The sequence below is a fragment of the Luteimicrobium sp. NPDC057192 genome (assembly GCF_042670205.1).
Lineage (GTDB): Bacteria > Actinomycetota > Actinomycetes > Actinomycetales > Cellulomonadaceae > Luteimicrobium.
The window spans coordinates 13,703-37,657 of record NZ_JBHUWD010000026.1; the positions used below are offsets into that span (position 1 = coordinate 13,703).

Genomic DNA, 23,955 nt, shown 5'->3' on the forward strand with positions numbered 1-23,955 from the left:
CGTGCATCGCCTATGTTCGGTGGATGGATGTGACGTCGGCCACCACCCCGCTCGTCCGGCTGAGCGGGGTCAACAAGCACTTCGGCGACCTGCACGTGCTGCGCGACATCGAGCTCGAGGTCGACAAGGGCGAGGTCCTCGTCGTCATCGGGCCGTCGGGCTCCGGCAAGTCGACGCTCTGCCGCGCGATCAACCGCCTCGAGCCCATCGACTCCGGCGTCATCGAGCTCGACGGCGAGGCCCTGCCCCAGGAGGGACGCGCGCTCGCGCGGCTCCGCTCCGAGGTCGGGATGGTCTTCCAGTCGTTCAACCTGTTCTCGCACAAGACGGTGCTCGAGAACGTCATGCTCGGGCCGGTCAAGGTCCGCAGGACGAAGAAGGCCGAGGCCCGCGAGGAAGCCCTGATGCTGCTCGACCGCGTGGGCGTCAAGGACCAGGCCGACAAGCTTCCCGCGCAGCTCTCGGGCGGCCAGCAGCAGCGCGTCGCGATCGCCCGGGCCCTGGCCATGCACCCCAAGGTCATCCTGTTCGACGAGCCCACCTCCGCCCTGGACCCCGAGATGGTCGGCGAGGTGCTCGACGTCATGGTCTCGCTCGCGCGGGACGGCATGACGATGGTCGTCGTCACCCACGAGATGGGGTTCGCGCGCAAGGCCGCGAACCGCGTGGTCTTCATGGCGGACGGGCAGCTCGTCGAGCAGGCGACGCCCGAGGAGTTCTTCACGAACCCCCGCAGCACCCGCGCCAAGGACTTCCTGTCGAAGATCCTCCCGCACTAGACGTGCCGAGGGTCGGGCGGCCGGTCCGCCTTTTTCTCACCAACCAGAAGGGGAACAACACGATGCGCAAGCGACTCCTGGGGGCGATCGCCCTCGCAGCGGCTTCGGCCCTCGCGCTCGCGGGCTGCGGCTCGGACGACGGCGGCGGCAGCGGCAGCGGCAACGGCAAGATCACCATCGGCATCAAGTTCGACCAGCCTGGCCTCGGGTTCAAGGACGGCGACAAGTACAGCGGCTTCGACGTCGACGTGGCCACGTACATCGCCAAGAAGCTCGGCTACGACGCCGACCAGATCACCTGGAAGGAGTCGCCCAGCGCCCAGCGCGAGACGCTCCTGTCCACGCACCAGGTCGACATGATCGTCGCGACCTACTCGATCACCGACGAGCGCAAGAAGACGGTCGCCTTCGCCGGCCCGTACTTCGTCGCCGGGCAGGACCTGCTCGTCAAGAGCGACAACACCGACATCACCGGGCCCGACACGCTCGACGGCAAGAAGCTCTGCTCCGTGACCGGCTCGACCTCGGCCCAGAAGATCAAGGACACCTACGCCAACAAGGTGAACCTGGTCGAGTACCCGGGCTACGCCGAGTGCGTCACGGCCCTCACCTCCGGTGCGGTCGACGCCGTCACCACCGACGACATCATCCTCGCCGGCCTCGCGGCCCAGCCCGCCAACAAGGGCAAGGTCAAGGTCGTCGGCAAGCCGTTCACCACCGAGAACTACGGGGTCGGCCTGCCGAAGGACAACAAGACCTGCCAGAAGATCAACGACGCCATCACGTCGATGATCGACGACGGCTCGTGGCAGAAGTTCCTCGACACGAACCTCGAGGGCACCGGTTACAAGCCGGACGCGTCGAAGAACCCGCCGAAGCCCGAGGCCTGCGCCTGACGGCTGGACGGAAGCCGGGAACCGGGGCCCGCGTGAGCGCACGCGGGCCCCGGCGACCGCCCGGGCGCCGGGACGCGCGCCGCACGAACGACGACACCGACGGAGGTGAGGACGAGTGAGTCAGAGCGACGGATTCGTCTCGCAGTTCGCCGACCTCTTCGACCAGTACGACGTCATCGGCGCCTTCTGGGTCAACATCCAGCTCACGCTCTGGTCCGCGCTGTTCGCCGGCATCCTCGGCACCGTGCTCGCGCTGTTCCGGATCTCGCCGATCCCCAGCCTGCGCTGGGCAGGGACGGCGTACGTCAACATCTTCCGCAACACGCCGCTCACGATCATCATGGTCTTCCTCACGCTCGGCGTGTGGGCCCAGCTGCACGTGACGCTGTCCGACGACTTCAACAAGAACTTCTTCCGGCTCGCCGTCGTCGGCCTGTCCGTGTACACCGCGTCGTTCGTGTGCGAGTCGATCCGCTCCGGCGTGAACACCGTCCCGATCGGCCAGGCCGAGGCCGCCCGGTCCATCGGGCTCTCGTTCCTCCCGTCGGCACGGCTGATCATCCTCCCGCAGGCGTTCCGCGGCGCGATCGCCCCGCTGGGCAGCACGCTGATCGCACTGACCAAGAACTCGACCATCGCGTCCGTCGTCGGGGTCGCGACCGAGACGTCGAGCCTGCTGAAGACCATGATCGAGTTCAACTCGAGCCTCATGGTCGCGATCTTCCTGACGTTCGCGCTCGGGTACGTGATCCTCGTCATCCCCGTCGGTCTCGCGACGACGTCCCTGTCCCGACGCCTGGCGGTGAAGCGATGAGCACGCAGAACGTCCTGTTCGACGCCCCCGGTCCGCGTGGGCGCCGCACGATCATGATCGGCAACGTGGTCGGCGTGCTCGTCGTGCTCGCGATCCTCGCGATCGTGGTGCGCGGGTTCGCGGAGAACGGCCAGTTCGCCGCCGACCTGTGGACTCCGTTCCTCCACGCCGACGCCTGGACGAACTTCCTGCTACCGGGCCTCGTGAACACGCTCAAGGCCGCCGCGATCGCGATCGTCCTCGCGCTGATCTTCGGACTCGTCTTCGGGCTCGGGCGCCTCGCGTCCAGCCGGACGGTCCGGTGGGTCTCGAGCGTCGTCGTGGAGTTCTTCCGCGCGGTGCCCGTGCTGCTGATGATGATCTTCTTCTCGTTCTTCTTCGCGGTGAACAACGTGTTCCAGAGCGCGTACGTACCGCTCGCGGCCGTCGTGGTCTCGCTCATGCTCTACAACGGGTCCGTGGTCGCGGAGCTGGTGCGCTCCGGCGTGCACGGGCTGCCGCGCGGGCAGCGCGAGGCAGCGCTGGCCGTCGGCCTGAGCTCGGGTCAGTCGCTGCGGACCGTCGAGGTCCCGCAGGCCCTGTCGGCGATGCTCCCGGCGCTCCTCAGCCAGCTCGTCGTCGTGCTCAAGGACTCGGCGCTCGGCTACACGATCGGCTACCTCGAGCTGCTGCAGCAGGCACGCCACCTCGGCGCCGCGGACGGCAACATCCTCCAGTCGCTGCTCGTCGCCGCGGTGATCTTCATCATCGTGAACTACCTGCTGACGCTCGTGGCCGGCCGCGCCCGCCGGCGCCGTCGCCGCACCAGCGGCGGCCAGGGCGCCATCGCGGCGACCACCGCCGTGGCCACCGACGTCGGAGTCACCCCCATCACCGGACTCGGCGAGGGTGGCCGCATCTGACCGCTCCGCCCCGCGCTCAGCGCAGCACGCAGCGGTCCAGCGCCCTCGGGCGCAGCGGGCCGGCACGACGGACCGCCCGCACATCGGTCCCCATGCCCCCACGCGGGGTACCCGCGAAGTGGTCCCCTCACACGGAGTACCCGTGAAGTAGGCCGCCCACGCGGGGTACCCCGCGAGGTATACCGGCGGCCGGTTCTCCGGCGTGAAGGTGCGCCCGACGACAGGGCGAACCCGGAGCGGACGCAACGCCGTTCGCGGGCGACGGCGGAGCGAACCGCGGCCGGTCGAGCGGACGCAGGCGAACCGACGGCCGAGCGGGCGGGTGCGGAGAGGTGGTGAAGGGCGTCAAGGAGTGCGCACGGCCCCCAGGGCCGAAGCACGACAGCCCGAACCACCTCGCCGCACCCACCCGCGCACCCAACCACGCGGGCGTCGCCGTCCCACCGGACCCGACCACGCGGGCGTCGCCGTCCCGCCAACGCGAGCGTCACCGTCCGCGAGAACCGTCAGTCGGACCAGGCGTCCACGTCGTCGCGCGACGCCAGCTCGTCCCGTTCGGCGCCCAGCTCGGCGCTGATCGCGGCGAGCGCGGGACCAGGCGCGTAGCCCTTGCGGGCGAGCACCCCCATGACGCGCCGGACGCGCACGTCACGCTCGAGCCCTGCGGTGCGCGCGAGGCGCTTGCGCACGAGCTCGCGCAGCGCGGCGTCCTCGGCGTCGTCGTCGATGGTCTCGACGGCGGCGCGGGCGTCGTCGTCCTCGATGCCGCGCCGTCGCAGCTCCGCCGCGATGCCGCGGCGGGACAAGGATCGCTCGGCGAGCTGGCTGCGGGCGATCATCCCGGCGAGCTCGGCGTCGTCGAGCAGCCCGACATCGGTGAGGCGCTCGACGAGCTCCTCGACGACGTCGTCGGCGTAACCGCGCCGACGAAGCCCGTCGGCGATCTGGCGGCGTGTGCGGGGAGCGCCCGTGAGCATGCGCAGAGCGACGGCCCGGGCCGCCTCGAGCTGCTCGTCACGCGAAGCAGGGGCGTGCTTCGCGTCCGTCTGCGCTCGAGGGGCCCGGGCCCGAACCTCGTCACGTGCGGACGAGGCCGTGTCGCGGCGGCGCGCGCCGCCGCGAGACGTGTTGGACCGGCCTGAGGGGAAGGTCATGGCCGGGTCCGTCAGAACGGTGCCGCCGCGCCCTTCGCGGCCGCGGCCTTGGGGGCCACGGCCTCGGTCGCGCCGCCCGCCTCCTCGGCGGGCGCGTCGACGCGGGCGCCGACACCGAGCTTCTCCTTGATCTTCTTCTCGAGCTCGTTCGCCAGGTCGGGGTTGTCGCGCAGGAACGAGCGCGCGTTCTCCTTGCCCTGGCCGAGCTGGTCGCCGTCGTACGTGAACCAGGAGCCGGACTTGCGCACGAAGCCGTGCTCCACCCCCATGTCGATGAGCCCGCCCTCGCGGGAGATCCCCACCCCGTAGAGGATGTCGAACTCCGCCTGCTTGAACGGCGGCGCCATCTTGTTCTTGACGACCTTGACGCGCGTGCGGTTGCCGACCGCGTCGGTGCCCTCCTTGAGGGTCTCGATGCGGCGGATGTCGAGGCGGACCGACGCGTAGAACTTGAGCGCCTTGCCGCCGGTCGTCGTCTCGGGCGACCCGAAGAAGACGCCGATCTTCTCGCGGAGCTGGTTGATGAAGATCGCCGTGGTGCCCGACGCGTTGAGCGCGCCGGTGATCTTGCGCAGCGCCTGGGACATGAGGCGGGCCTGGAGGCCGACGTGGCTGTCACCCATCTCGCCCTCGATCTCGGCCTTGGGCACGAGCGCCGCGACCGAGTCGATGACGATGATGTCGAGGGCGCCGGAGCGGATCAGCATGTCGGCGATCTCGAGCGCCTGCTCCCCCGTGTCCGGCTGCGAGACGAGCAGCGCGTCGGTGTCGACGCCGAGCTTCTTGGCGTACTCCGGGTCGAGCGCGTGCTCGGCGTCGATGAACGCCGCGATGCCGCCGGCCCGCTGGGCGCTGGCCACCGCGTGCAGCGCGACGGTCGTCTTGCCGGAGGACTCGGGGCCGTAGACCTCGATCACGCGGCCGCGCGGGAGCCCGCCGATGCCGAGCGCCACATCGAGCGCGATGGAGCCGGTCGGGATGACGTCGACAGGGGCACGGCCCTCCTCACCGAGGCGCATCACCGAGCCCTTGCCGAAGTTTCGGTCGATCTGGGCGAGGGCGGCCTCGAGCGCCTTCTCGCGATCTGCTGGTGCGGGCATGTCAGCCACCTTTGCGCTTTTCGCGCCCGTGCGGCGCGTGTTCGTCGTTGCCATCGGTGAAGACGCTACGTGCGGCCACCGACATCGTCCCCGGCCGATCTCCCGGCTGTGTACGACGCCCCGTGGTCGCGAGGATGTGGACCACCCTACCCGAACAGGTGTTCGATCGGCGGCAGGTCGCCCCGACACGCCGGGGCCGGCGTGTCGCGACCTCCGGCGGCTGCCGTCGACCGCGCTTCCGGGCGAGCGTCGCCGCAGGTCAGCGACGGAGCCCGGGCACCTCGGCGCTCTCGCCCGGCGCGAGGACCACGGCGCGCGTGCCGGGAGCGTGGAGCGCGACCTCGTGCGCGAACAGCGCTCCGGGGCGATCCATCCACCCCGGCGGCACGTGCCGCCCGCCGGGCGCGTGCAGGGTCCCCCAGTGCACGGGCACGGCGACGCCCGCACCGACCAACGCGCACAGCTCGGCGGCCTGCAGCGGCCCGAGGTGCCCGCCCGACAGCCGCGGCCCCCAGCCCGAGACCGGGGCCAGCACCACGTCGGGCGACCGGCCCGCGAGCACGGGCACGCCGGCGAGCTCCGGTGCGAGCTCGGTGTCGCCCACGGCCCACACCGCGAGCTCGTCGCCCGGGGTCCCGCCGTCGAGCAGGAGCAGGTGCCCGTTGGCCGCGTTCGGCCGGTGCGGCATGGGGCGGTGCCCGTGCACCGCGGGCGTCAGCCGCACGCGTGCGCCCGGCGCGACCTCGACCACCTCGTCCGGCCCGAGCCCGATCGCGCCGCGGATGCCGTGCGAGCGCAGCCAGCGCGCGTTCGACGGCGCCGTGAGGACGGGGACGTCGCCCAGCAGCCGTAAGGAGCCGAGCTCGGCATGGTCGTGGTGGAGGTGCGAGAGCAGCACGGCGTCGACGTCGTGCCAGACGTCCGCGGGGCGCCCCCCGCGCCTCCGCAGCACGCCGGCGTGACGGTGGAGCAGCGGGTCGGTGAGCACCCGGACGCCGTCCCGCTCGAGCAGCACCGTGGAGTGTCCGAGCCACGTGACGGTCAGCGCGGTCACGACGGCGTGCCCTCTCGGGCGCCCTCGGCCCGCTCCCCCGTCGGCTCCTGCTCGGCGGGGTCGGCCGGCGCGACGGCCGCTCCGGGGCCGAGGCCGAGCGCGCCCAGCCAGGCGACGAGCTGGCGGTGCACCGCGTCGGCGCCCACGAGCCGGCGACCGTCGGCCGGCCCGGCCCGCAGCGCGTCGTCGACCTCCCACGCGGCCGGGTGGACCAGCACCGCCTGGTTCTGCTCGCCGCCGAGCCCGCCGTGCGACCCGACGAGACCTTCGAACGGGTGCACGAGCCCCGCGTCGTCGACCGACGACACGACCAGCAGGTCGGCCGCCGACTCGAGCCCGGCGGCGCGTGCCAGGTCGGCCGCGGCCCGCGGCCCGTACACCGCGGTCGGGTCCTCCCCCTCGACCGCGCCCGTGACCAGGTGCCGCAGGCCGTGCGCGCCGAGCGCGACCGGGTGGCCGTCGTCGTCGCGACCCACGACGACGCCCACGCCCGGGTGCGCCGCCAGCCCGGGCACGAGGTCCGGCCAGCGCTCGACGAGGCGCGAGAGCCGCAGCGGCTCGTCCGCCCTGGTCACCCACACGCCCGCGAAGTTCCCGGACGCGGCGACGACGAGCTCCTGGTCGGTCGCGAGGCCCGGACCCTCGTCGGCCCGCGCGGTCCGGTCGCCCGCGGCGCGCCCCGTCTCGGGCCCGACGGCGTCGTGCCCGCGGGCCGTCCCGGACAGCGCGCGCAGCGCCTCGGCGACCTCGTGCCACTGCTCGCCGCGCTCGCCGCGTGCCTGGGCGGTGGCGACGTCGCGCCGGGGGCCCCGGCGCTCGTCGTCGGACGGGGCGGGCCAGGGGTCGGTGCCGGTGAGCCGGCGCACGAGCGACTCGAGCGTGAACCCGTAGGTCTTCGCGAACGGCTCGCCGAGCGACTGGCCGTGGTCGGAGAGCACGACGACGTCGTAGGGTCGCGCGGTCTGCCGCCCGAGCTGCTCGAGGAGCCCGACGACGCGGTCGAGGCCCTCGAGCGAGCGCAGCGACTCGGGGCGGAGCGGCCCGGCGTGGTGGGCGACCTCGTCGTGGTCGACGAAGTCCACGAAGATCACGGGCGCGCCCTCGACCATCTGCTCGGCGACGAGCGAGGTGTTGAGGTCGCGCAGCAGCACGTTGGTGATGGCACGCAGGGCCGGGTAGGCGCCGAGGCGGGAGACCCGTGGCTCGACGCGCCGCGCCGTCTGCTGCCAGCCCTGGTAGAGCTCCTTGACGAGCTCGCCGACCGTCAGCAGCAGCGCGCGGGCCAGCACGAACGGGCTCGAGCAGAACTCGACGAACGTCGCGCCGGGTCCGAGCCCGCGGCGCGCGCGGCTCACGACGAGCAGGTTCGTCGCCGCCCCACCGCTGAACATCGTCGACACGGCCGCCCCGCCGCCGGCGAGCAGCCCCGGGCCGGCCTCGGCGAGCCGCTCCTCGAGTAGCGCGGCGTCACGCGGGTGGTTGGTGACGAGGAGGCGGTCGAGCTCGCGGTCCCACCACCGGAACGCGGGGACGCGGTCCGCGGCGCCGTGCAGCAGTCCGGCCTGGCTCGCGGGCGTCGTCGAAGGGACCTGCGCCCACCACGGCTCGAGCCGGTGCGTGCCGTCCCGCAGCCAGCGCGTCAGCGTGGGCGCGAGCCCCGCCTGGACGGCGAACTCGAGCGTGCCCTGCGCGAGCCCGTCGAGCTGGACGACCAGGACGCCCCGCTCGCCGTCCGGCGGCGGCGCGGCGGAACCGGCGGCGCCCGCGCGGTGGGCGGCCCGCGCGCGTCGCCGGGCGCCCCGGCGCGCCCGACGACGCAGGTCGCCGAGCACGTAGTCGTTGTCCCGCAGGCCGAGGAGCCAGCGCCCGACCGCCATCACGACGGCGGCGACCACGAGGACCGGGACGACGTCCGTGCCGTGGGAGAGGTGCAGCCCCGGCACGTGCACGAGAGCCGCCCACGCGATCAGGACCTGCGCGGCGAGCCCGAGGAGCAGGGCGGCGAGCGGCCCGAACCGTGCGGCGAGCAGGCGCAGCGCCGGGCGGACCAGCGCGTCCCCGACCGTCACGATCAGCCCCACCAGGAGGACCGACCACGGCTCGGACACCGACACGCCCGGCACGACGAGCAGCGCGACCGCGAGGCCCGCCGTCGTCGCGACGAGCGACCAGACCGACTCGCGCAGGTCGGCGACGCGGGACGCCCGGTCCCGGCTCGCCTGCGCGGCCGCGAGGTCCATCAGCGCGCCGGGGGTGCCGGACGGCGCCGGTCGGAGCCCCAGCGCCGGGCGTCGGGCACCTCCATGGCGTCGCACAGCGCGTGCCAGACGACGCGCGGATCGACGCCGTCGTCGAGCGCCTGGACGGCGGTGCGCGAGCCCAGCTCGGTGAGGACCTGGACGTCCGCGAGCGTCCGCCCGTAGGCGTCACCGAACACGTCGTCCACCAGGGACCAGAACTCGCTGTAGCGCACGGCACCAGCCTGCCACGAGCCGCCCACCCGGGGCGGGTGTGGGCGCGCCCGACCACAATGGGACGGTGCCCCGCTCACCCTCCGCTCCTGGCCCCGCGGGCCTCGGCCGCTTCGGCGCGTCGACGCGCGACTGGTTCGCGGGCGCGTTCGAGGCGCCGACGGCGGCGCAGACCGGAGCGTGGGACGCGATCGGCAGCGACCGGCACGCGCTCGTGGTCGCGCCCACCGGCTCCGGCAAGACGCTCGCCGCGTTCCTGTGGTCGATCGACCGGCTCGTGGGGGCCACGGACCCGGAGCCCGAGCCTGCCCGCCGCTGCCGGGTCGTGTACGTGTCCCCGCTCAAGGCGCTCGCGGCGGACGTCGAGCGGAACCTGCGCTCGCCGCTGACGGGCATCCGGCAGGCGGCAGCCCGCCGCGGCGAGGCGGTGCGCGAGGTCCGGGTCGGGCTGCGCACGGGCGACACGCCGGCCCGCGAGCGGCGCACGTTCGCCACGGCCCCGCCCGACGTGCTGGTGACGACGCCCGAGTCGCTGTTCCTCGTGCTGACGTCGGGCGCCCGGGACGGCCTGGCGGGCGTGGAGACGGTGATCGTCGACGAGATCCACGCGCTCGCCGGGACCAAGCGCGGCGCGCACCTCGCCCTGACGCTCGAGCGGCTCGACGCGCTCCTGGAGCGCCCGGCACAGCGGATCGGGCTGTCGGCGACGGTGCGGCCCGTGGACGCGGTCGCGGCGTTCCTCGCGGGGTCGCGAACGGATGCGGACGGAGGCCGGGACGTCGTCGTCGTGCAGCCGCCCGCGAGCAAGCGCCTGCGGATCGACGTCGAGGTGCCGGTGCCGGACCTCGCCGACCTGCGCGCGACGCCGCTCGCGGTGCCGGCGGGCGCGGGCGGGGGCCTCCCGCCGCTGCCCGAGGGCGAGCCGGACCTGTCGGGCCCTGCCGCCGTGCCGCTCCCGCTGCCCGGCGACGCCGGCGGACCGGGCGGGGGCACGGCGCCGAGGGCCTCGATCTGGCCGCACGTCGAGGAGCGGATCGTCGACCTGGTCGCCGCGGACACCGGCGCGGACGAGGTCGCGCACCACGCGGCGGGCCGGGTGCAGCGCTCGACGCTCGTCTTCACGAACTCGCGCCGGGGCGCGGAGCGGCTGACCGCGCGCCTCAACGAGCTGTGGGCCGAGCGGCAGGGCGAGGAGGTCCTCGACCCCGGCACCGTGCGCGCGGCGCAGGTCCAGGCGCAGTCGGGCGCGAGCGCAGGCATCGAGCCGGTCGTCGCGCGCGCCCACCACGGGTCGATGAGCCGCGCGGAGCGCACCCGGACGGAGACCGAGCTCAAGGAGGGCCGGCTGCCCGCGGTCGTGGCCACCAGCTCGCTCGAGCTCGGCATCGACATGGGCGCGATCGACCTCGTCGTGCAGGTCGGCTCGCCGCCCAGCGTCGCGAGCGGGCTGCAGCGGCTGGGGCGCGCGGGGCACCAGGTGGGTGCCGAGTCGCACGGGGTGATCTTCCCGACGTTCCGTGGCGACCTCGTCCCGGCGACGGTGGTGGCGCAGCGCATGCTCGCGGGCGAGATCGAGCAGGTGCACGTGCTGCGCAACCCGCTCGACGTGCTCGCGCAGCAGGTCGTGGCGATGGTCGCGATGGACGAGTGGACGGTCGACGACCTCGCCGCGGTGGTCCGCCGCGCTCTGCCCTTCGAGCACCTCACGGACGGCGCGCTCACCGCGGTCCTCGACATGCTCGCCGGGCGCTACCCGAGCGAGGAGTTCGCGGAGCTGCGGGCGCGCGTCGTGTGGGACCGCGCGTCGGGCACCCTCACGGCACGGCCGGGGGCCGGGCGGCTCGCGGTCACGAGCGGCGGCACCATCCCGGACCGCGGGATGTACGGGGTGTTCCTCGTGGGGTCGGGCGACGACCCGACGGTCGAGGAGCTCGGCGACCCCGTGACCGGACCGTCCGGGCCGCGCGGCGGCACCGGTCGGGCCCCCCGCCGCGTGGGCGAGCTCGACGAGGAGATGGTCTACGAGTCGCGTGTCGGCGACACGTTCACGCTCGGCTCGAGCACGTGGCGCATCGAGGAGATCACCCCCGACCGGGTGCTCGTCTCCCCCGCACCCGGGCTGCCGGGGCGGCTGCCGTTCTGGAAGGGCGACTCCCCCGGGCGCCCGGCCGAGCTCGGCGCGGCGATCGGCGCGTGGGTGCGCGAGACGTCCGGGACCGCGGCGGGCGACCCGGACGCGGCGCACGCGCGCCTGCGCGACGCCGGCCTCGACGGCTGGGCGGCGGACAACCTGCTCGCCTACCTCGCCGACCAGCGCACCGCGACGGGTGCCGTGCCCGACGACCGGACCGTCGTCGTCGAGCGGTTCCGCGACGAGCTGGGCGACTGGCGGGTCGTGCTGCACTCACCCTACGGAGCACGCGTGCACGCGCCGTGGGCGCTCGTCGTGGCGCGGCGGCTGCGCGAGCGCCTCGGCGTCGACGTCGCCGCCATGCACTCCGACGACGGCATCGTCCTGCGCCTGCCGGACGTCGAAGGCGCGGTGGCTGGGTTCGATCTGCCCGGCGACGGGCTCGGCGGCCTCGACGGGTCGGGCGACGCCGTCGCGTACGGCGGTTCCTCGGTCACCCTCGAGGACCTGCTCCTCGAGCCCGACGAGGTCGTCGAGGAGGTCCGTGACGCGCTCGGAGGGTCGGTGCTGTTCGCGGCGCGGTTCCGCGAGGCCGCGGCCCGCGCCCTGCTGCTGCCGCGCCGTCGGCCCGACAAGCGCCAGCCCTTGTGGCAGCAACGGCAGCGCTCGGCCCAGCTGCTGTCCGTCGCCTCGGGGTACCCGCAGTTCCCGATCGTGCTCGAGGCTGCCCGCGAGTGCCTCCAGGACGACTTCGACACCGCGGCGCTGGCCGACCTCATGCGCGCGGTGCAGGGCCGCCGGGTGCGCGTCGTCGAGGTGACGACGCAGACGCCGTCGCCGTTCGCGCAGTCGCTGCTGTTCGGCTACACCGCCCAGTTCCTGTACGACGGCGACGCCCCGCTCGCGGAGCGCCGCGCGGCCGCGCTCGCGCTCGACCCGGCGCTGCTGTCCGAGCTGCTCGGAGGCGACGGCACGAGCCAGCTCGCGGACCTGCTCGACCCCGAGCAGGTCGAGCGGACCGAGGCGGAGCTGCAGGCCCTCGCCCCGAACCGTCAGGCCCGCGACGCCGAGGGCCTGTGGGACGTGCTGCGGCGGTTGGGACCGCTCCCGACTGCTGCGCTCGTCGAGCGGACGCGCCCGGACGGCCAGGCCGAGGCACCGGCCTGGCTGGCCGGTCTCGAGGCGGCCCGCCGCGTCATGCGGGTGCGCGTCGCAGGGGCGCCGGACGGCTCGCAGGACCAGTGGGCCGTCGTCGAGGACGCGGCACGGCTGCGGGACGGGCTGGGCGTCGCGCTCCCGGTCGGCCTGCCCGAGGTGTTCCTCGAGCCGGTCCCGGACCCGCTGGGCGACCTCGTGCGCCGGCACGCCCGCACGCACGGACCGTTCCCCGCCGCCGACGTCGCGACCCGATTCGGCGTCGCGCGCGCCGTCGCGACGGAGGTGCTCGTGCGCCTCACCGGCGCGGGCACGCTGGTGCGCGGGCGCCTCCGGCCGCCCTCGCTCGGCGGGGTGGGTGACGAGTTCTGCGACGCCGACGTGCTGCGGACCCTGCGGCGGCGGTCGCTGGCGGCGCTGCGGGCCGAGGTCGAACCGGTGCCGGGAGGCGCGCTCGGGCTGTTCCTCCCGGCGTGGCAGGGGGTCACCGGAGGCGCCGGGGCGGTCGGCGGACCGTCGACGGGCGCGCTGCGCGGGGTGGACGGCCTGCTGCGCGTCGTCGAACAGCTCTCCGGCGCCGCGGTCCCCGCGAGCGCGCTCGAGACGCTCGTCCTCCCGGCACGGGTCCGCGACTACGCACCCGCGCTCCTCGACGAGCTGACCACGTCGGGCGAGGTGCTGTGGTGCGGGCACGCGGCGCTGCCGGGCTCGGGCGGCGGCGACGGGCTCGTGAGCCTGCACCTCGCCGAGACCGCTCACCTCACGCTGCCCGCCGTCGCCGCGCTCGACGACACGGGCGCGGGGACGCCGCTGCACCTCGCGGTCCTCGAGGTGCTCGAGCACGCCGGCGGCCTGTTCCTCGGGCGCGTCGCGGAGCTCGTCGAGGCGTCTCAGAACGAGGTCCTGGAGGCCTTGTGGGACCTGGTGTGGGCCGGGCGGGTCACCAACGACGGGCTCGGGGCGCTCCGCTCGCGCCTCGGTCCCGCGGGCGGCACCCACCGGGCTCCCCGCACCGCGGGCCGGGCCCGCCCGGTCCGGCGCGCCGGGCTCGGTGCGCTCGGCCTGGGCCGCCCGCCCGGCGCGCGCGCCGCCGCGGAGCTGCGAGGCGGCGGCGGGCGCTGGGCCGCGCTGCCCGGCCGCGAACCGGATCCCACCCGCCGGACGACGGCGCTCGCCTCGGTCCTGCTCGACCGGTACGGCGTCCTCACGCGGGGCGTGGCGAGCGCCGAGGGCGTCGTCGACTACTTCCGCGGCGTCTACCGCGTCCTGGCCGAGCAGGAGTCGCTGGGACGGGTGCGTCGCGGGTACTTCGTCGAGCACCTCGGCGGCTCGCAGTTCGCGGTGCCCGGCGCCGTCGACGCGCTGCGGTCGCACGCCACGGACCTGGAAGGCCTTGCCGAGCACCCCGAGCGGGCGCGTCCGCTCCTGCTCGCCGCGACCGACCCCGCCAACCCGTACGGCGCGGCGCTCCCGTGGCCCGAGACGCAGTCCGCTGCCTCGGCACCCGTCGACGCGAACGGGCGGCGGGCCGGCGGGGCGCGCCCGGGGCGCAAGGCGGGCGCCGTCGTCGTGCTCGTGGGCGGGGCGCTCGTCGCGTACGTCGAGCGTGGCGGGCGGTCGGCCCTGACGTTCACGGCCGACGAGACGGCCCTCGCGGTCGCGGCCCGGGAGCTCGGCGCCGCCGTGGGCGACGGCCGGCTCGGGCGGCTGACGGTCGTGCGGCTCGACGGCGCGCCCGCGCTCGACGCCGTCGCGTCCGGCAGCGGGACCACGCCCGCGGCCCGCGCGCTCCTCGCCGCGGGGTTCGCGCCCACGCCGGGCGGGTTGCGTCGTACAGCGGGACGGGGGCCGGGTGCCCGAGGGTGACGTCGTCCTGCTCACGGCCCGGCGGCTCGACGCCGCCCTGCGCGGGCGCCCGCTCGACCGCGCCGACCTGCGGTGGCCGACGGCGTTCGAGGTCGACCTCGTGGGCCGGACCGTGCGCGAGGTCGCGACCTACGGCAAGCACCTGCTGACCCGGTTCGACGACGGCCGCACGCTCCGCACGCACCTGCGGATGGACGGCACGTGGCGCATCGCCCGGACCGGGACGCCGCAGGCGCGGGCGCGCGACCCCCGGGTGCGGGCGGTGCTGGGGAACACGACGTGGACGTGCGTCGGGACGGATCTCGGGATGCTCGACGTGGTCCGGACCCGCGACGAGCGCACGCTCCTCGGCGACCTCGGCCCCGACCTGCTCGCCGACGGCTTCGACGTGGCCGCGCCCGGTCACGGGACCGGGCGCAGCGCGGGCGTCGACGTGGCGACCGAGCGGATCCTCGCCGCCGACGCCGCGGGCGGCTTCCGCCACGAGCACGACCCCGGCGAGGGCGCGCCGCTCGCCGAGCTGCTCCTCAGCCAGCGGGGGGTCGCCGGGATCGGCACGATCTACGCGGCGGAGACCCTTTTCGCGCACCGGCTGTGGCCCTGGGCCTCGGCCCGCGCCGTCGGGCCGGGCGTCGTCCGCGACCTCCTGCTGACCGCGCGCCGGCTCGAGCTGGCGGCCGTCGCGACGGGCCCCCAGGCGCAGGAGCGGTACGTCCACGGACGCGAAGGACGGCCGTGCCGCGTGTGCGGCACGACCGTCCAGGTGGGAGTCGCGAACCGGCCGCCGTACGAGCGGCCGGTGTTCTGGTGCCCGGTCTGCCAGGCGCCCGGTCAGCCGACCGGGGCGAGGTCCTCCGGGGCGCCGTAGCAGGCGCGGGAGGCGTCGGACAGGAGCTCGCGGACCAGGTCGTCGCGCTCCTCGGCCCGGCCGGCGGGCGTCGTGAGCGCGGACATCGTGAGGTCCGCGGGAACGGTGTCGGGGATGGAGAAGCCCTCGGCGACGGCCACGCGGTCGCTGACCTCGCGCAGCACGAGCCACAGGGGCACGTCGAGCGCGTCGCAGATCGACGCGAGGAGCTCGGACGAGGCCTCCTTCTGTCCGCGCTCGACCTCGCTGAGGTAACCCAGCGAGACCCGTGCGTCGGAGGAGACCTCACGCAGGGTACGGCCCTGACGCTGCCGGACGTCGCGGAGGACGTCACCGATCTCACGGCGGAGAACGATCATCGGGCGGCCCCCTCTCGTCTGGTGCCCGTGCGACCCGGAGATGACGCTCACCGGGGTGACCGGGCGGCCCTTCGGCCTGTTGCTGCTCATCGGCCTTTTACTGATCACGGCCAATCTAACGCACGGGGCTGCCACCTTGTTCCGCGAACACGGGGCGCTCACGGTTTTCCCCCGCTCCCCGCTACGCCCGGGGCGAAATCTCCGGCCCGCCGGCCCCGACACCGCCGGGCTCGCGCAGCACGTCGAGCGCGAGGGTGAGCGCCGCGTCGACGGCGGAGGCCCGCACCGCGGCCCGCCCGCCGTCGAGGTGGAGCTCGCGCACCACGGTCGACCCGGGCGCGACGACGGCCACGAACACCAGACCGGGCGCGTGCCCGTCCTGCGGGTCCGGCCCGGCGACCCCGGTCGTCGCGACCCCGACGTCCGAACCGGTCGCGCGCCGCACCCCGGCGGCCATGGCGAGCGCCGTCGGGCCGGCGACGGGGCCGAGCCGGCTCAGGAGCTCGCCGTCGACGCCGAGCAGCCGCGCCTTGAGGTCCGTCGCGTACGCGACGACACCGCCGCGCAGCACGGCGGACGCGCCGGGGACCTCGACGAGCGCGCTGGTGAGGGCGCCGCCCGTGAGCGACTCCGCGACCCCGAGCGTCCAGCCCTGCGCGCGGCACAGCTCGAGGACGCGCGCCGCGTCCGGTCGGCCCGCGCTCACGCGCCCGTCCCCTGCGCGCCGGTGCCCTTCGCGTCCCGGTCGCGGTGCGCGCGCCGGACCCCGAGCAGGTAGTCGAGGCCCGTGACCACCGTGAGCACGATCGCGACCACCATGAAGCACCACGCGACGACCGTGACCGCGTACGGGAGGTGGTCGAGGGGCGCCACGAACAGCCCGATGGCGACCGTCTGCACGAAGGTCTTGATCTTGCCGCCGCGGGACGCGGGGATCACGCCCTCGTCGATCACGACGAGCCGCATCACGGTGATCCCGACCTCGCGCACGAGGATGACGATCGTGACCCACCACGGCACGTCGCCGAGGACCGAGAGCGTGACGAGCGCGCCGCCCATGAGCGCCTTGTCGGCGATCGGGTCGAGGAGCTTGCCGAGCTCGGTGACCAGCCCGCGCGAGCGGGCGATCTGACCGTCGACCCGGTCGGTGAGCGCCGCGAGCCCGAAGAGGACGAACGCCGCCCACCGCCAGCCGGGGTGGTCACCCGGCCCCGAGCCGCCCTGGACGAGCAGGACGATGAAGACCGGGACGAGCAGGATCCGCACGACGGTGATGGCGTTCGCCACGTTCCACTGCGCACGCACCGAGTTGCTCACCCGGACAGCCTAGGCGAGCGGCGGCTCCCGGCCGTGCAGGCGTCCGGGGCGGCTGGGATCCGGGCGTTTCACGCAGGTAGAGTCTCCGGGTGCCCCGACATGTGCGACGCGCCCCCTCTCGCACCGGACAGCGTTTTCTCGCCGGTTCCGTCGCCGTCATGGCGACCGTGGTCCTCGTGACCCTGGCCCTCTCCGCCCACGGGGGCGACACGCACGACCCGCTCGGGTTCATGACGCCGACGCCGTCGTCGACGCCCACCCCGAGCGCGACTCCGACGCCCACGCCCACCCCGCAGGACGCGGTCTTCACGATCCTCGGCGCGGGCGACGTGCTGCCGCACAACGACGTGGTCAAGGACGCGAAGACCAAGGACGGCACGTACGACTTCACGACCGAGCTGTCCGGCCTCGACGCGTGGGTCCAGGGCGCGGACCTCGCCCTGTGCCACATGGAGGTGCCGGTCGCGCCGCCCGGCACCGCCATCACCACCTACCCCAGCTTCGGCGCCCCGGCCTCCCTCGTGAAGGACCTCGCCGACCAGGGCTGGGACGGCTGCTCCAACGCGTCCAACCACGCGATGGACCGCGGCTTCGAGGGACTCGAGGCCACGCTCGCCGCCTTCGACGCGAACCACCTCGGCCACGCCGGGACCGGCCGCACCACGAAGGAGGTCGCCGCCCCGCAGCTCTACCGGCTCACGCGGGACGGGCAGACGATCACCGTGGCCCACCTGTCCGCGACCTTCGGCCTGAACAACCTCGCGCAGCCCGGCGGCAAGAGGTGGGCGGTCGAGATCATCGACACCGCCAAGCTCGTGGCGCAGGCCAAGGCAGCGCGCAAGGCCGGCGCGGACGTCGTCGTCGCCTCGATCCACGACGGCACCGAGTACGACGCCGCCCCGACGGCCGACCAGAAGAAGGTCATGTCGGCGCTCGCGAGGTCGGGCCAGATCGACGCCGTGCTCGGTGCGCACGCCCACGTCCCGCAGCCCGTCGCCAAGCTGTCCGGCGGCGTCGGCGGACGCGGCATGTGGGTCGCCTACGGGATGGGCAACATGCTCTCCAACCAGGACTCCGACTGCTGCGTCGCCCAGACCGACTCCGGGCTCCTCGTCACGGTCACCGTGACCAAGCCGATCGGCGGCGCGGCCCGCGTGACCGGCTTTGAGTGGACGCCGGTCACGGTCGACCGCACGGGCGGTCACCGGGTCTACGCGATCCCCGACGTGCTGCGCCGCAAGAGCGGCGTCGGCAAGCTCTCGCACGCCGAGCTCGTCGCGCGCCTCTCGCGCGTCAAGGAGGCGGTCGGCACGGCCGCCCCGGAGCGCACGACGCCGCCCACCTCGACCGGCCCCGCGCCCGTCGTCGTCGCGCACGTGGGCGCCCCGAAGCCGAAGAGCTGAGCCTCGCGCCGGCCGTCCGAGGACACGGCCGCCGGGTCGAAACGCCCGCACGAAGTACCCCGGCGGCCCGCATACCTCACGAAGTACCCCGGCGGCCCGCATACCTCACGAAGTACCCCGGCCGCCCGCATACCTCACGAAGTACCCCGGCATCCGGGGTACTTCGGCGCGAGGGTGCGCCCGAGGGCGCAGGCCCCACCCGAGAAGGCGAGGTGACGGTCGAGCGGGTGGGTGCGGGGGGTTGGGTGCGGGGGGTTGGTGACGGGCGTCCTCGAGTGCCCACCGCCCGGGCCGAAGCACGACAGCCCGAACCAGCTCGCCGCACCGACCCGCGAACGACCACGCGGCATCACGCGCGGCGAGCCACAGCGTGGAGAACCGCGCGTCCTTCAGCCGCGTCCCGTGAGCGACCAGGCGTCGGTGTCGTCGTCCGAGGAGTCGTCCGCGCCGTCGTCGTACTCCCGGGCGACGGGCGGCCGCGACGCCTCGACCGCGTCCACGGGGCCGTCGTCGCCGGCCTGGTCGTAGACGCCGGGCGCGGGCTCGCCGCGCAGCATCGCGAGCGCGGCCGGCAGCCCCTCGGGCGTGACGAGCACGGCCCGCGCCTTCGACCCCTCCGACGGGCCGACGATCTCGCGGGACTCGAGCAGGTCCATGAGGCGGCCGGCCTTCGCGAACCCGACGCGCAGCTTGCGCTGGAGCATCGACGTCGAGCCGAACTGGGTGGTCACGACGAGCTCCGCGGCCTGGAGCAGGAGCTCGAGGTCGTCGCCGATGTCCTCGTCGACCTGCTTCTTGGTCGCCGCCGCGGCGGTGACGTCCTGCCGGTACACGGGCTTGAGCTGGGTCTTGACGTGCTCGACGACCGCGTGGACCTCGGACTCGCCCACCCACGCGCCCTGGACGCGCATGGGCTTCGCGGACCCCATCGGGAGGAAGAGGGCGTCACCCTGTCCGATGAGCTTCTCCGCGCCGGGCTGGTCGAGCACGACGCGCGAGTCGGCGAGCGAGCTCGTCGCGAACGCGAGCCGCGACGGCACGTTGGCCTTGATGAGGCCCGTGACGACGTCGACGGACGGGCGCTGCGTCGCGAGGACCAGGTGGATGCCCGCGGCGCGGGCGAGCTGCGTGATGCGCTGGATCGACGCCTCGACATCGCGTGGGGCGACCATCATGAGGTCCGCAAGCTCGTCGACCACCACGAGCAGGTACGGGTAGGGCGCGATCTTCCGCTCCGACCCGGGCAGCGGCTTGACCTTGCCGGCGCGGACAGCGGCGTTGAAGTCGTCGACGTGCTTGTAGCCGAAGAGGGCCAGGTCGTCGTAGCGCGCGTCCATCTCGCGCACGACCCAGTCGAGCGCCTCGGCGGCCTTCTTGGGGTTCGTGATGATCGGCGTGATGAGGTGCGGGATGCCCTCGTAGATCGTCAGCTCGACGCGCTTGGGGTCGACGAGGATCATCCGGACCTGGTCGGGCGTGGCCCGCATGAGGATCGACGTGATCATCGAGTTCACGAACACCGACTTGCCGGCGCCCGTGGCGCCCGCGACGAGGATGTGGGGCATCTTCGCGAGGTTCGCGACGACGTACCCGCCCTCGACGTCCTTGCCGACGCCGATGACCATCGGGTGCTCGGTGCGGCGGGCCGCGCTCGAGCGCAGCACGTCGCCGAGCGAGACGGTCTCGCGGTCCGTGTTGGGGATCTCGATGCCGATCGCCGACTTGCCGGGGATCGGCGACAGGATCCGCACGTCCGCGCTCGCGACCGCGTACGCGATGTTGTTGGACAGCGACGTGATGCGCTCGACCTTGACCTTGGGGCCGACCTCGACCTCGTACCGCGTCACGGTCGGGCCGCGCGTGAACCCGGTGACCTGCGCGTCGACGTCGAACTGCTCGAACACGCCGGTCAGCGACTCGACGACCCGGTCGTTGGCCGCGGAGCGGGTCTTGTGCGGCGGCCCCTTGACGAGCGCGTCCTCGCTCGGGAGCAGGTAGACGGTCTCGCCGTCGAACATGGGCTGCTCGCCCTTGGGCACGGGCCCGTGGTTCGCCGGCGGGGCGGGCGGGGGCGGCGGCACGGTGGCCGCCTCGGCGAGGGCCTCGACGGGCGCCGTGATGGCCTGCGTCGGGGCGTCGTGCAGGTCGACGGGCGGCTTCGCGGCGCCACGGCGACGCTTGGCCGGCTCGGGCCCACGGTCGACCTCCGCGGCCTGCTCGAAGGCCTCGTCGCCCGCGTACCCGGCGAGCCGGGCGGACTCCTCGGCCTCGGCGCGCTCGCGCTCCTTGCGCTGCGCACGGGTCTCGCGCTTCTTCCCGGCCGGGCGCGCGTCGTCGGAGCCGTCGTGGCGCGAGACGCCGTCGGCGAGCTCGAGGCCGTCGTCGGGAGCCCAGGGCTCCTCGTCCCGCTGGGAGCCGGTCAGCAGGTGGTAGGCGGAGCGGAACCGCTCGGGGATCGCGTGCACGGGCGTCGCGGTCACGACGAGCAGCCCGAACAGGCCCAGCAGGACGAAGATCGGCACCGCGAACCAGGGCGTGAGGGCGGTCGCGACGGGCGTCGCGAGGAGGTAGCCGAGCACGCCGCCCGCGTCCCGCACGCCGTCGAAGCCGTCGCGCGGCGCGGGGAGGTCGTCGGCGATCGCGACGAGCGCGCACACGGACGCGACGACGAACACCACCCCGATCGCGACCCGGCCGTTCGCCTGGGCGCGCTCCGGGTGGCGCATGAGCCGCACGGCGAGCCAGAGGAGCAGGACCGGGACGGCGACGCCCACGACGCCGAACGTCCCCGCGACGACCGCGTGGACGCCGTCGCCGAAGCCGCCCGCGATGCCCCACCACTCGCGCGCCGCGACCACGACGGCGAGCGCGACGAGGAAGAACGCGACGCCGTCGCGCCGGTGGGCCGGGTCGAGGTCCTTGGCGCCGTGCGAGATCCCGCGCGTCATGCCGCCGACGCCGTGCGCGACGCCCATCCACACGCTCCGGACCGCGCGCACGGGCCACGCGGGCTGCCGGGACGCAGGACGCCGGGCGGTGGTCCGGCCCTTCGACGCGCTCGACGTCCGCTTGGTCGCAGCCTGCTTCGACGTGCCGCGCGACGTGGACGAGGCGCGTCCCGACGACGTGCCCGTGCGGGCTCGGGGGGGCGCGCCGGTCGCACGCGTCGCCGTCGGGCGTCCGCCTGCCGAACCACGGGATGAGGGCGTACGTGCTGCCATGATGCGCTCCACGCTAGCCGCCGGGTGCGTCAACGCTCGTCAGGCGCGCCGCGACCGGCGAAGGCGCGGTCGTCACCCCCGCAGCAGCCCGACCCCCAGCGTCACGACGCCGACGGCGACGGCCGTCGCGCCGAGCACGAGCAGCACGACGAGGCCGCTCGGCCGCGTCCGGCCGTTCCCGAGCGCCGACAGGAAGAACCCCGCGGGCATGAGCACGGCGCCCACGAGCACCCCCGTAGCGGCGACCCAGCGGACGGGACCGCCGAGCGTGGTCGCCTCGGTGAGCAGCACGCACAGGAGGCCGAGGATCACCAGGACGCCCGCGTGTGCGTGCCCCGCGCGGAAGAACCCGCGCTGGAAGTCGGTCGCGGGGACCTTGCCGGTCGCGACCCGCACGAGGAAGGCTCCCCCGGACTCGATCGTGACGACGGTCAGCAGGACGATGCCGGCAGTGATCCGCGCGGCGTCGGTGAGCTCGAGCACGAGAAACCTCCAGAAGGGCAACGGGTTTACGAACACCGTTATCGAACAACGTTCCAAAACCCGCGTCAACCCCGTACGATCGCCCTGTGCCCCGCCCACGCCTGCACGACGCCGCCCTGCGCACCCGCCTCCTCGAGGTCGCCTCCGAGGTGATCGCGACGAGCGGCGCGTCGGCGCTCACCGTGCGCGACGTCGCCGCGAGGGCCGAGACGTCGGCCTCCGCGGTCTACTCGCTCTTCGGCTCGAAGGAGGCGCTCGTCGAGGCGGTGCGCGCCGAGGCCTTCGACCGGTTCGCCGCCCACCTGGCCCGGGCCCCGCGCACCGCGGACCCCGGAGCCGACCTGCTCGCGCTCGGCCACGCGTACCGCGACAGCGCACTCGCAGACCCGCACTTCTACGCGGTGATGTTCGGTGGGGCGCTCCCCGGCGAGCACGGCGACGAGACGGCGGACGACCCCACGTTCCTGGTCCTGCGGGACGCGGTCACCCGGCTCGGCCCCACGGGGCGGGCGGCGACCGAGGCGGCGCTCGCGCTGTGGGGGCTCGTGCACGGGCTCGTCGGGCTCGAGCTCACGGGGGCCCTGCCGGGCGGGCCGGACGAGCGACGGGCCCGCTACGACCGCGCACTGCGGGCCGCCGGGCCGGCACTGGCGGGGGCCGGGTCCTGACCCGCACCGCACCCCGTGGCACCGCGTGACGGGTCGGCGCCGACCCGCGACGCGTCACACGCCGTCGTCGGCAGGGGCGAGCGCGGCGAGGCCGGCCAGGACTCGTGCGAGGCCGAACCGCCACGCGTGCTCGGGACTGTACGCGGCCTGCTGGGCCTCGCCCGCCGCCGCGCCGACCCGCTGCGCGAGCGGGTGCCGCTCGCCGAGATAGGCCGCGAGGCGCTCGCCCGACGACGCCCACTCCGCCGCCATCCGCTCGGCCGACGCCGCGCCGCGCCGCGCCCGCGCGGCGGACCACGCGAAGTCGAGGACGAACGTGAGCGCGGCGTCACGGTCCACGTCGTCGAGGCCGAGCGGCTCGAGGGCCGCCAGCTCGGCGTCGTACTTCGCGATCGCGCCGGGACCCAGCGCGGTGCGCTGGTCGGTGACGTCGAGGAGCCACCGGTGCCGCGTGCCGAGCGCGAGGTTGGCCTCGGCCACGCGGGTCACGCGGTCGCGCCACGGCCCCGTCGCGTACGACGCCCTCAGCGACGGCGCCGAAGCCGCGGCCGCGAGCACGGCGTCGGCCATGAGCACGAGCAGGTCCTCGTGCGAGCCGACGTACGTGTAGACGGACATGGGAGCGACGCCGACCTCGGCAGCGACGCGTCGCACGGTGACCGCCGGCAGCCCCTCGGCGTCCGCGAGCCCCACGGCGGCGTCGACGACGTCCGACGTCGTCGCGCGGCCGCGCGGGCCGCGGGCCCCGCCCGGGGGCGCGCCCGGGTGGTCGCGCCACAGCAGGTCGATCAGGTCACGCGCCACGGCCCCCACCTCCCGGAATATCCGCGGACCAGTTTACCTTGTACGTCGTACGGTGTTCTGCGTGGACGCCGTGAACCCCACCCACCCGACGGACGGAGCACCCGTGAAGATCAGCGCGACGACCCTCTCCCTCAACGTCCCCGACCCCGAGGCGTCGGCCGCGTTCGCGCGCGACCACCTGGGCTTCGCGACGGCCATGGAGGCCGACGGCTTCGTGTCGCTCCACCACCCGGACAGCGCGCTCGACGTCGTCTTCCTGCGCGTCGGGCTCGAGACGTTCAAGCCCGCGGACATCGCCGGTCCCGCCGGGCAGGGCACGCTCCTCGCCCTCACGGTCGACGACGTCGACGCCGAGTTCGCCCGGATCGCGGCGGCCGGGGCGACGGCGGTCACCACGCCCGAGACCGAGCCGTGGGGCGAGCGGTACTGCCAGTTCCGCGACCCGAACGGCATCGTCTGGCAGCTCGTCGCCTGGGTGTGAGCCGGGCGCAGCGACGCCCGCGAACGCCG

General features: G+C 74.7%; 20 protein-coding genes. 9 read left to right on the forward strand and 11 right to left on the reverse strand.

Going from position 1 to position 23,955, the window contains the following annotated elements:
* The first annotated feature begins 23 nt into the window (after nucleotides 1-23).
* The 4 genes from ACFT5B_RS12840 to ACFT5B_RS12855 all read left to right on the forward strand — a co-directional run bounded on the left by ACFT5B_RS12840 (nucleotide 24) and on the right by ACFT5B_RS12855 (nucleotide 3,391).
* Nucleotides 24-779 (forward strand): amino acid ABC transporter ATP-binding protein, encoded by a 756-nt coding sequence (locus tag ACFT5B_RS12840; RefSeq protein WP_386798805.1) that lies wholly within the window; start codon nucleotides 24-26, stop codon nucleotides 777-779.
* A gap of 62 nt (nucleotides 780-841) precedes the next feature.
* Entirely contained in the window at nucleotides 842-1,675 is an 834-nt protein-coding gene (locus ACFT5B_RS12845; protein ID WP_386798807.1) for a glutamate ABC transporter substrate-binding protein, read from the forward strand.
* Between the two features lie 115 nt (nucleotides 1,676-1,790).
* On the forward strand, nucleotides 1,791-2,489 hold the full coding sequence (locus tag ACFT5B_RS12850; RefSeq protein ID WP_386798809.1) for an amino acid ABC transporter permease: 699 nt from the start codon (nucleotides 1,791-1,793) through the stop codon (nucleotides 2,487-2,489).
* The gene (locus ACFT5B_RS12855) at nucleotides 2,486-3,391 is read left to right on the forward strand and encodes an amino acid ABC transporter permease (protein ID WP_386798811.1); all 906 of its coding nucleotides are present in this window, start codon (nucleotides 2,486-2,488) and stop codon (nucleotides 3,389-3,391) included. The genes ACFT5B_RS12850 and ACFT5B_RS12855 overlap by 4 nt, the downstream gene beginning before the upstream one ends.
* 506 nt (nucleotides 3,392-3,897) lie before the next feature.
* Here ACFT5B_RS12855 and ACFT5B_RS12860 read toward each other — a convergent pair.
* From ACFT5B_RS12860 to ACFT5B_RS12880, 5 genes are all read right to left on the reverse strand, one after another.
* Entirely contained in the window at nucleotides 3,898-4,545 is a 648-nt protein-coding gene (locus ACFT5B_RS12860; RefSeq protein ID WP_386798813.1) for a regulatory protein RecX, read from the reverse strand.
* Between the two features lie 11 nt (nucleotides 4,546-4,556).
* The gene (gene recA / locus ACFT5B_RS12865) at nucleotides 4,557-5,645 is read right to left on the reverse strand and encodes a recombinase RecA (protein WP_386798815.1); all 1,089 of its coding nucleotides are present in this window, start codon (nucleotides 5,643-5,645) and stop codon (nucleotides 4,557-4,559) included.
* Nucleotides 5,646-5,904: 259 nt separating this feature from the next.
* Nucleotides 5,905-6,699 carry an MBL fold metallo-hydrolase gene (locus ACFT5B_RS12870; protein WP_386798817.1) on the reverse strand — a complete coding sequence of 265 codons (795 nt, stop codon included), beginning with the start codon at nucleotides 6,697-6,699 and terminating at the stop codon, nucleotides 5,905-5,907.
* On the reverse strand, nucleotides 6,696-8,939 hold the full coding sequence (locus tag ACFT5B_RS12875; RefSeq protein WP_386798819.1) for an alkaline phosphatase family protein: 2,244 nt from the start codon (nucleotides 8,937-8,939) through the stop codon (nucleotides 6,696-6,698). Before ACFT5B_RS12875 ends, ACFT5B_RS12870 begins: the two co-directional genes overlap by 4 nt.
* A complete protein-coding gene (locus tag ACFT5B_RS12880; RefSeq protein ID WP_386798821.1) occupies nucleotides 8,939-9,172 on the reverse strand; it encodes a DUF3046 domain-containing protein in 234 nt (77 codons plus the stop codon). The genes ACFT5B_RS12875 and ACFT5B_RS12880 overlap by 1 nt, the downstream gene beginning before the upstream one ends.
* A 65-nt stretch (nucleotides 9,173-9,237) precedes the next feature.
* On the opposite strand from ACFT5B_RS12880, the gene ACFT5B_RS12885 reads away from it, so the two are divergent.
* On the forward strand, nucleotides 9,238-14,322 hold the full coding sequence (locus ACFT5B_RS12885) for a DEAD/DEAH box helicase (RefSeq protein ID WP_386798823.1): 5,085 nt from the start codon (nucleotides 9,238-9,240) through the stop codon (nucleotides 14,320-14,322).
* The gene (locus tag ACFT5B_RS12890) at nucleotides 14,309-15,190 is read left to right on the forward strand and encodes a DNA-formamidopyrimidine glycosylase family protein (RefSeq protein ID WP_386798825.1); all 882 of its coding nucleotides are present in this window, start codon (nucleotides 14,309-14,311) and stop codon (nucleotides 15,188-15,190) included. Before ACFT5B_RS12885 ends, ACFT5B_RS12890 begins: the two co-directional genes overlap by 14 nt.
* On the opposite strand, the gene ACFT5B_RS12895 is transcribed toward ACFT5B_RS12890, so the two are convergent.
* From ACFT5B_RS12895 to pgsA, 3 genes are all read right to left on the reverse strand, one after another.
* Nucleotides 15,154-15,549 (reverse strand): helix-turn-helix domain-containing protein, encoded by a 396-nt coding sequence (locus ACFT5B_RS12895; protein ID WP_386798827.1) that lies wholly within the window; start codon nucleotides 15,547-15,549, stop codon nucleotides 15,154-15,156. The two genes, ACFT5B_RS12890 and ACFT5B_RS12895, sit on opposite strands and share 37 nt — an antisense overlap.
* Nucleotides 15,550-15,730: 181 nt before the next feature.
* A complete protein-coding gene (locus ACFT5B_RS12900; RefSeq protein WP_386798829.1) occupies nucleotides 15,731-16,255 on the reverse strand; it encodes a CinA family protein in 525 nt (174 codons plus the stop codon).
* Nucleotides 16,252-16,866 carry a CDP-diacylglycerol--glycerol-3-phosphate 3-phosphatidyltransferase gene (gene pgsA / locus ACFT5B_RS12905; RefSeq protein ID WP_386798831.1) on the reverse strand — a complete coding sequence of 205 codons (615 nt, stop codon included), beginning with the start codon at nucleotides 16,864-16,866 and terminating at the stop codon, nucleotides 16,252-16,254. The genes ACFT5B_RS12900 and pgsA overlap by 4 nt, the downstream gene beginning before the upstream one ends.
* A gap of 158 nt (nucleotides 16,867-17,024) precedes the next feature.
* Between pgsA and ACFT5B_RS12910 the strand changes: the two genes are divergently transcribed.
* Complete coding sequence (locus tag ACFT5B_RS12910; RefSeq protein ID WP_386798833.1) at nucleotides 17,025-18,269, forward strand: CapA family protein; 1,245 nt, start codon at nucleotides 17,025-17,027, stop codon at nucleotides 18,267-18,269.
* Between the two features lie 389 nt (nucleotides 18,270-18,658).
* On the opposite strand, the gene ACFT5B_RS12915 is transcribed toward ACFT5B_RS12910, so the two are convergent.
* A complete protein-coding gene (locus ACFT5B_RS12915; protein WP_386798835.1) occupies nucleotides 18,659-21,244 on the reverse strand; it encodes a DNA translocase FtsK 4TM domain-containing protein in 2,586 nt (861 codons plus the stop codon).
* Between the two features lie 318 nt (nucleotides 21,245-21,562).
* On the reverse strand, nucleotides 21,563-21,973 hold the full coding sequence (locus tag ACFT5B_RS12920; RefSeq protein ID WP_386798837.1) for a hypothetical protein: 411 nt from the start codon (nucleotides 21,971-21,973) through the stop codon (nucleotides 21,563-21,565).
* An 86-nt stretch (nucleotides 21,974-22,059) separates the two neighbouring features.
* On the opposite strand from ACFT5B_RS12920, the gene ACFT5B_RS12925 reads away from it, so the two are divergent.
* A complete protein-coding gene (locus ACFT5B_RS12925; RefSeq protein WP_386798839.1) occupies nucleotides 22,060-22,641 on the forward strand; it encodes a TetR/AcrR family transcriptional regulator in 582 nt (193 codons plus the stop codon).
* Between the two features lie 54 nt (nucleotides 22,642-22,695).
* On the opposite strand, the gene ACFT5B_RS12930 is transcribed toward ACFT5B_RS12925, so the two are convergent.
* Nucleotides 22,696-23,445 carry a TetR/AcrR family transcriptional regulator gene (locus ACFT5B_RS12930; RefSeq protein WP_386798841.1) on the reverse strand — a complete coding sequence of 250 codons (750 nt, stop codon included), beginning with the start codon at nucleotides 23,443-23,445 and terminating at the stop codon, nucleotides 22,696-22,698.
* A 61-nt stretch (nucleotides 23,446-23,506) separates the two neighbouring features.
* Between ACFT5B_RS12930 and ACFT5B_RS12935 the strand changes: the two genes are divergently transcribed.
* The gene (locus tag ACFT5B_RS12935; protein ID WP_386798843.1) at nucleotides 23,507-23,926 is read left to right on the forward strand and encodes a VOC family protein; all 420 of its coding nucleotides are present in this window, start codon (nucleotides 23,507-23,509) and stop codon (nucleotides 23,924-23,926) included.
* The last annotated feature ends 29 nt before the right edge of the window (nucleotides 23,927-23,955 follow it).

Bases quoted from the DNA above. Each gene is read 5' to 3' on its own strand.
- ACFT5B_RS12840 (WP_386798805.1), top strand. From the start codon at position 24: ATGGATGTGACGTCGGCCACCACCCCGCTCGTCCGGCTGAGCGGGGTC.
- ACFT5B_RS12845 (WP_386798807.1), top strand. From the start codon at position 842: ATGCGCAAGCGACTCCTGGGGGCGATCGCCCTCGCAGCGGCTTCGGCC.
- ACFT5B_RS12855 (WP_386798811.1), top strand. From the start codon at position 2,486: ATGAGCACGCAGAACGTCCTGTTCGACGCCCCCGGTCCGCGTGGGCGC.
- ACFT5B_RS12860 (WP_386798813.1), bottom strand. From the start codon at position 4,545: ATGACCTTCCCCTCAGGCCGGTCCAACACGTCTCGCGGCGGCGCGCGC.
- recA (WP_386798815.1), bottom strand. From the start codon at position 5,645: ATGCCCGCACCAGCAGATCGCGAGAAGGCGCTCGAGGCCGCCCTCGCC.
- ACFT5B_RS12875 (WP_386798819.1), bottom strand. From the start codon at position 8,939: ATGGACCTCGCGGCCGCGCAGGCGAGCCGGGACCGGGCGTCCCGCGTC.
- ACFT5B_RS12895 (WP_386798827.1), bottom strand. From the start codon at position 15,549: ATGATCGTTCTCCGCCGTGAGATCGGTGACGTCCTCCGCGACGTCCGG.
- ACFT5B_RS12910 (WP_386798833.1), top strand. From the start codon at position 17,025: ATGGCGACCGTGGTCCTCGTGACCCTGGCCCTCTCCGCCCACGGGGGC.
- ACFT5B_RS12915 (WP_386798835.1), bottom strand. From the start codon at position 21,244: ATGGGCGTCGCGCACGGCGTCGGCGGCATGACGCGCGGGATCTCGCAC.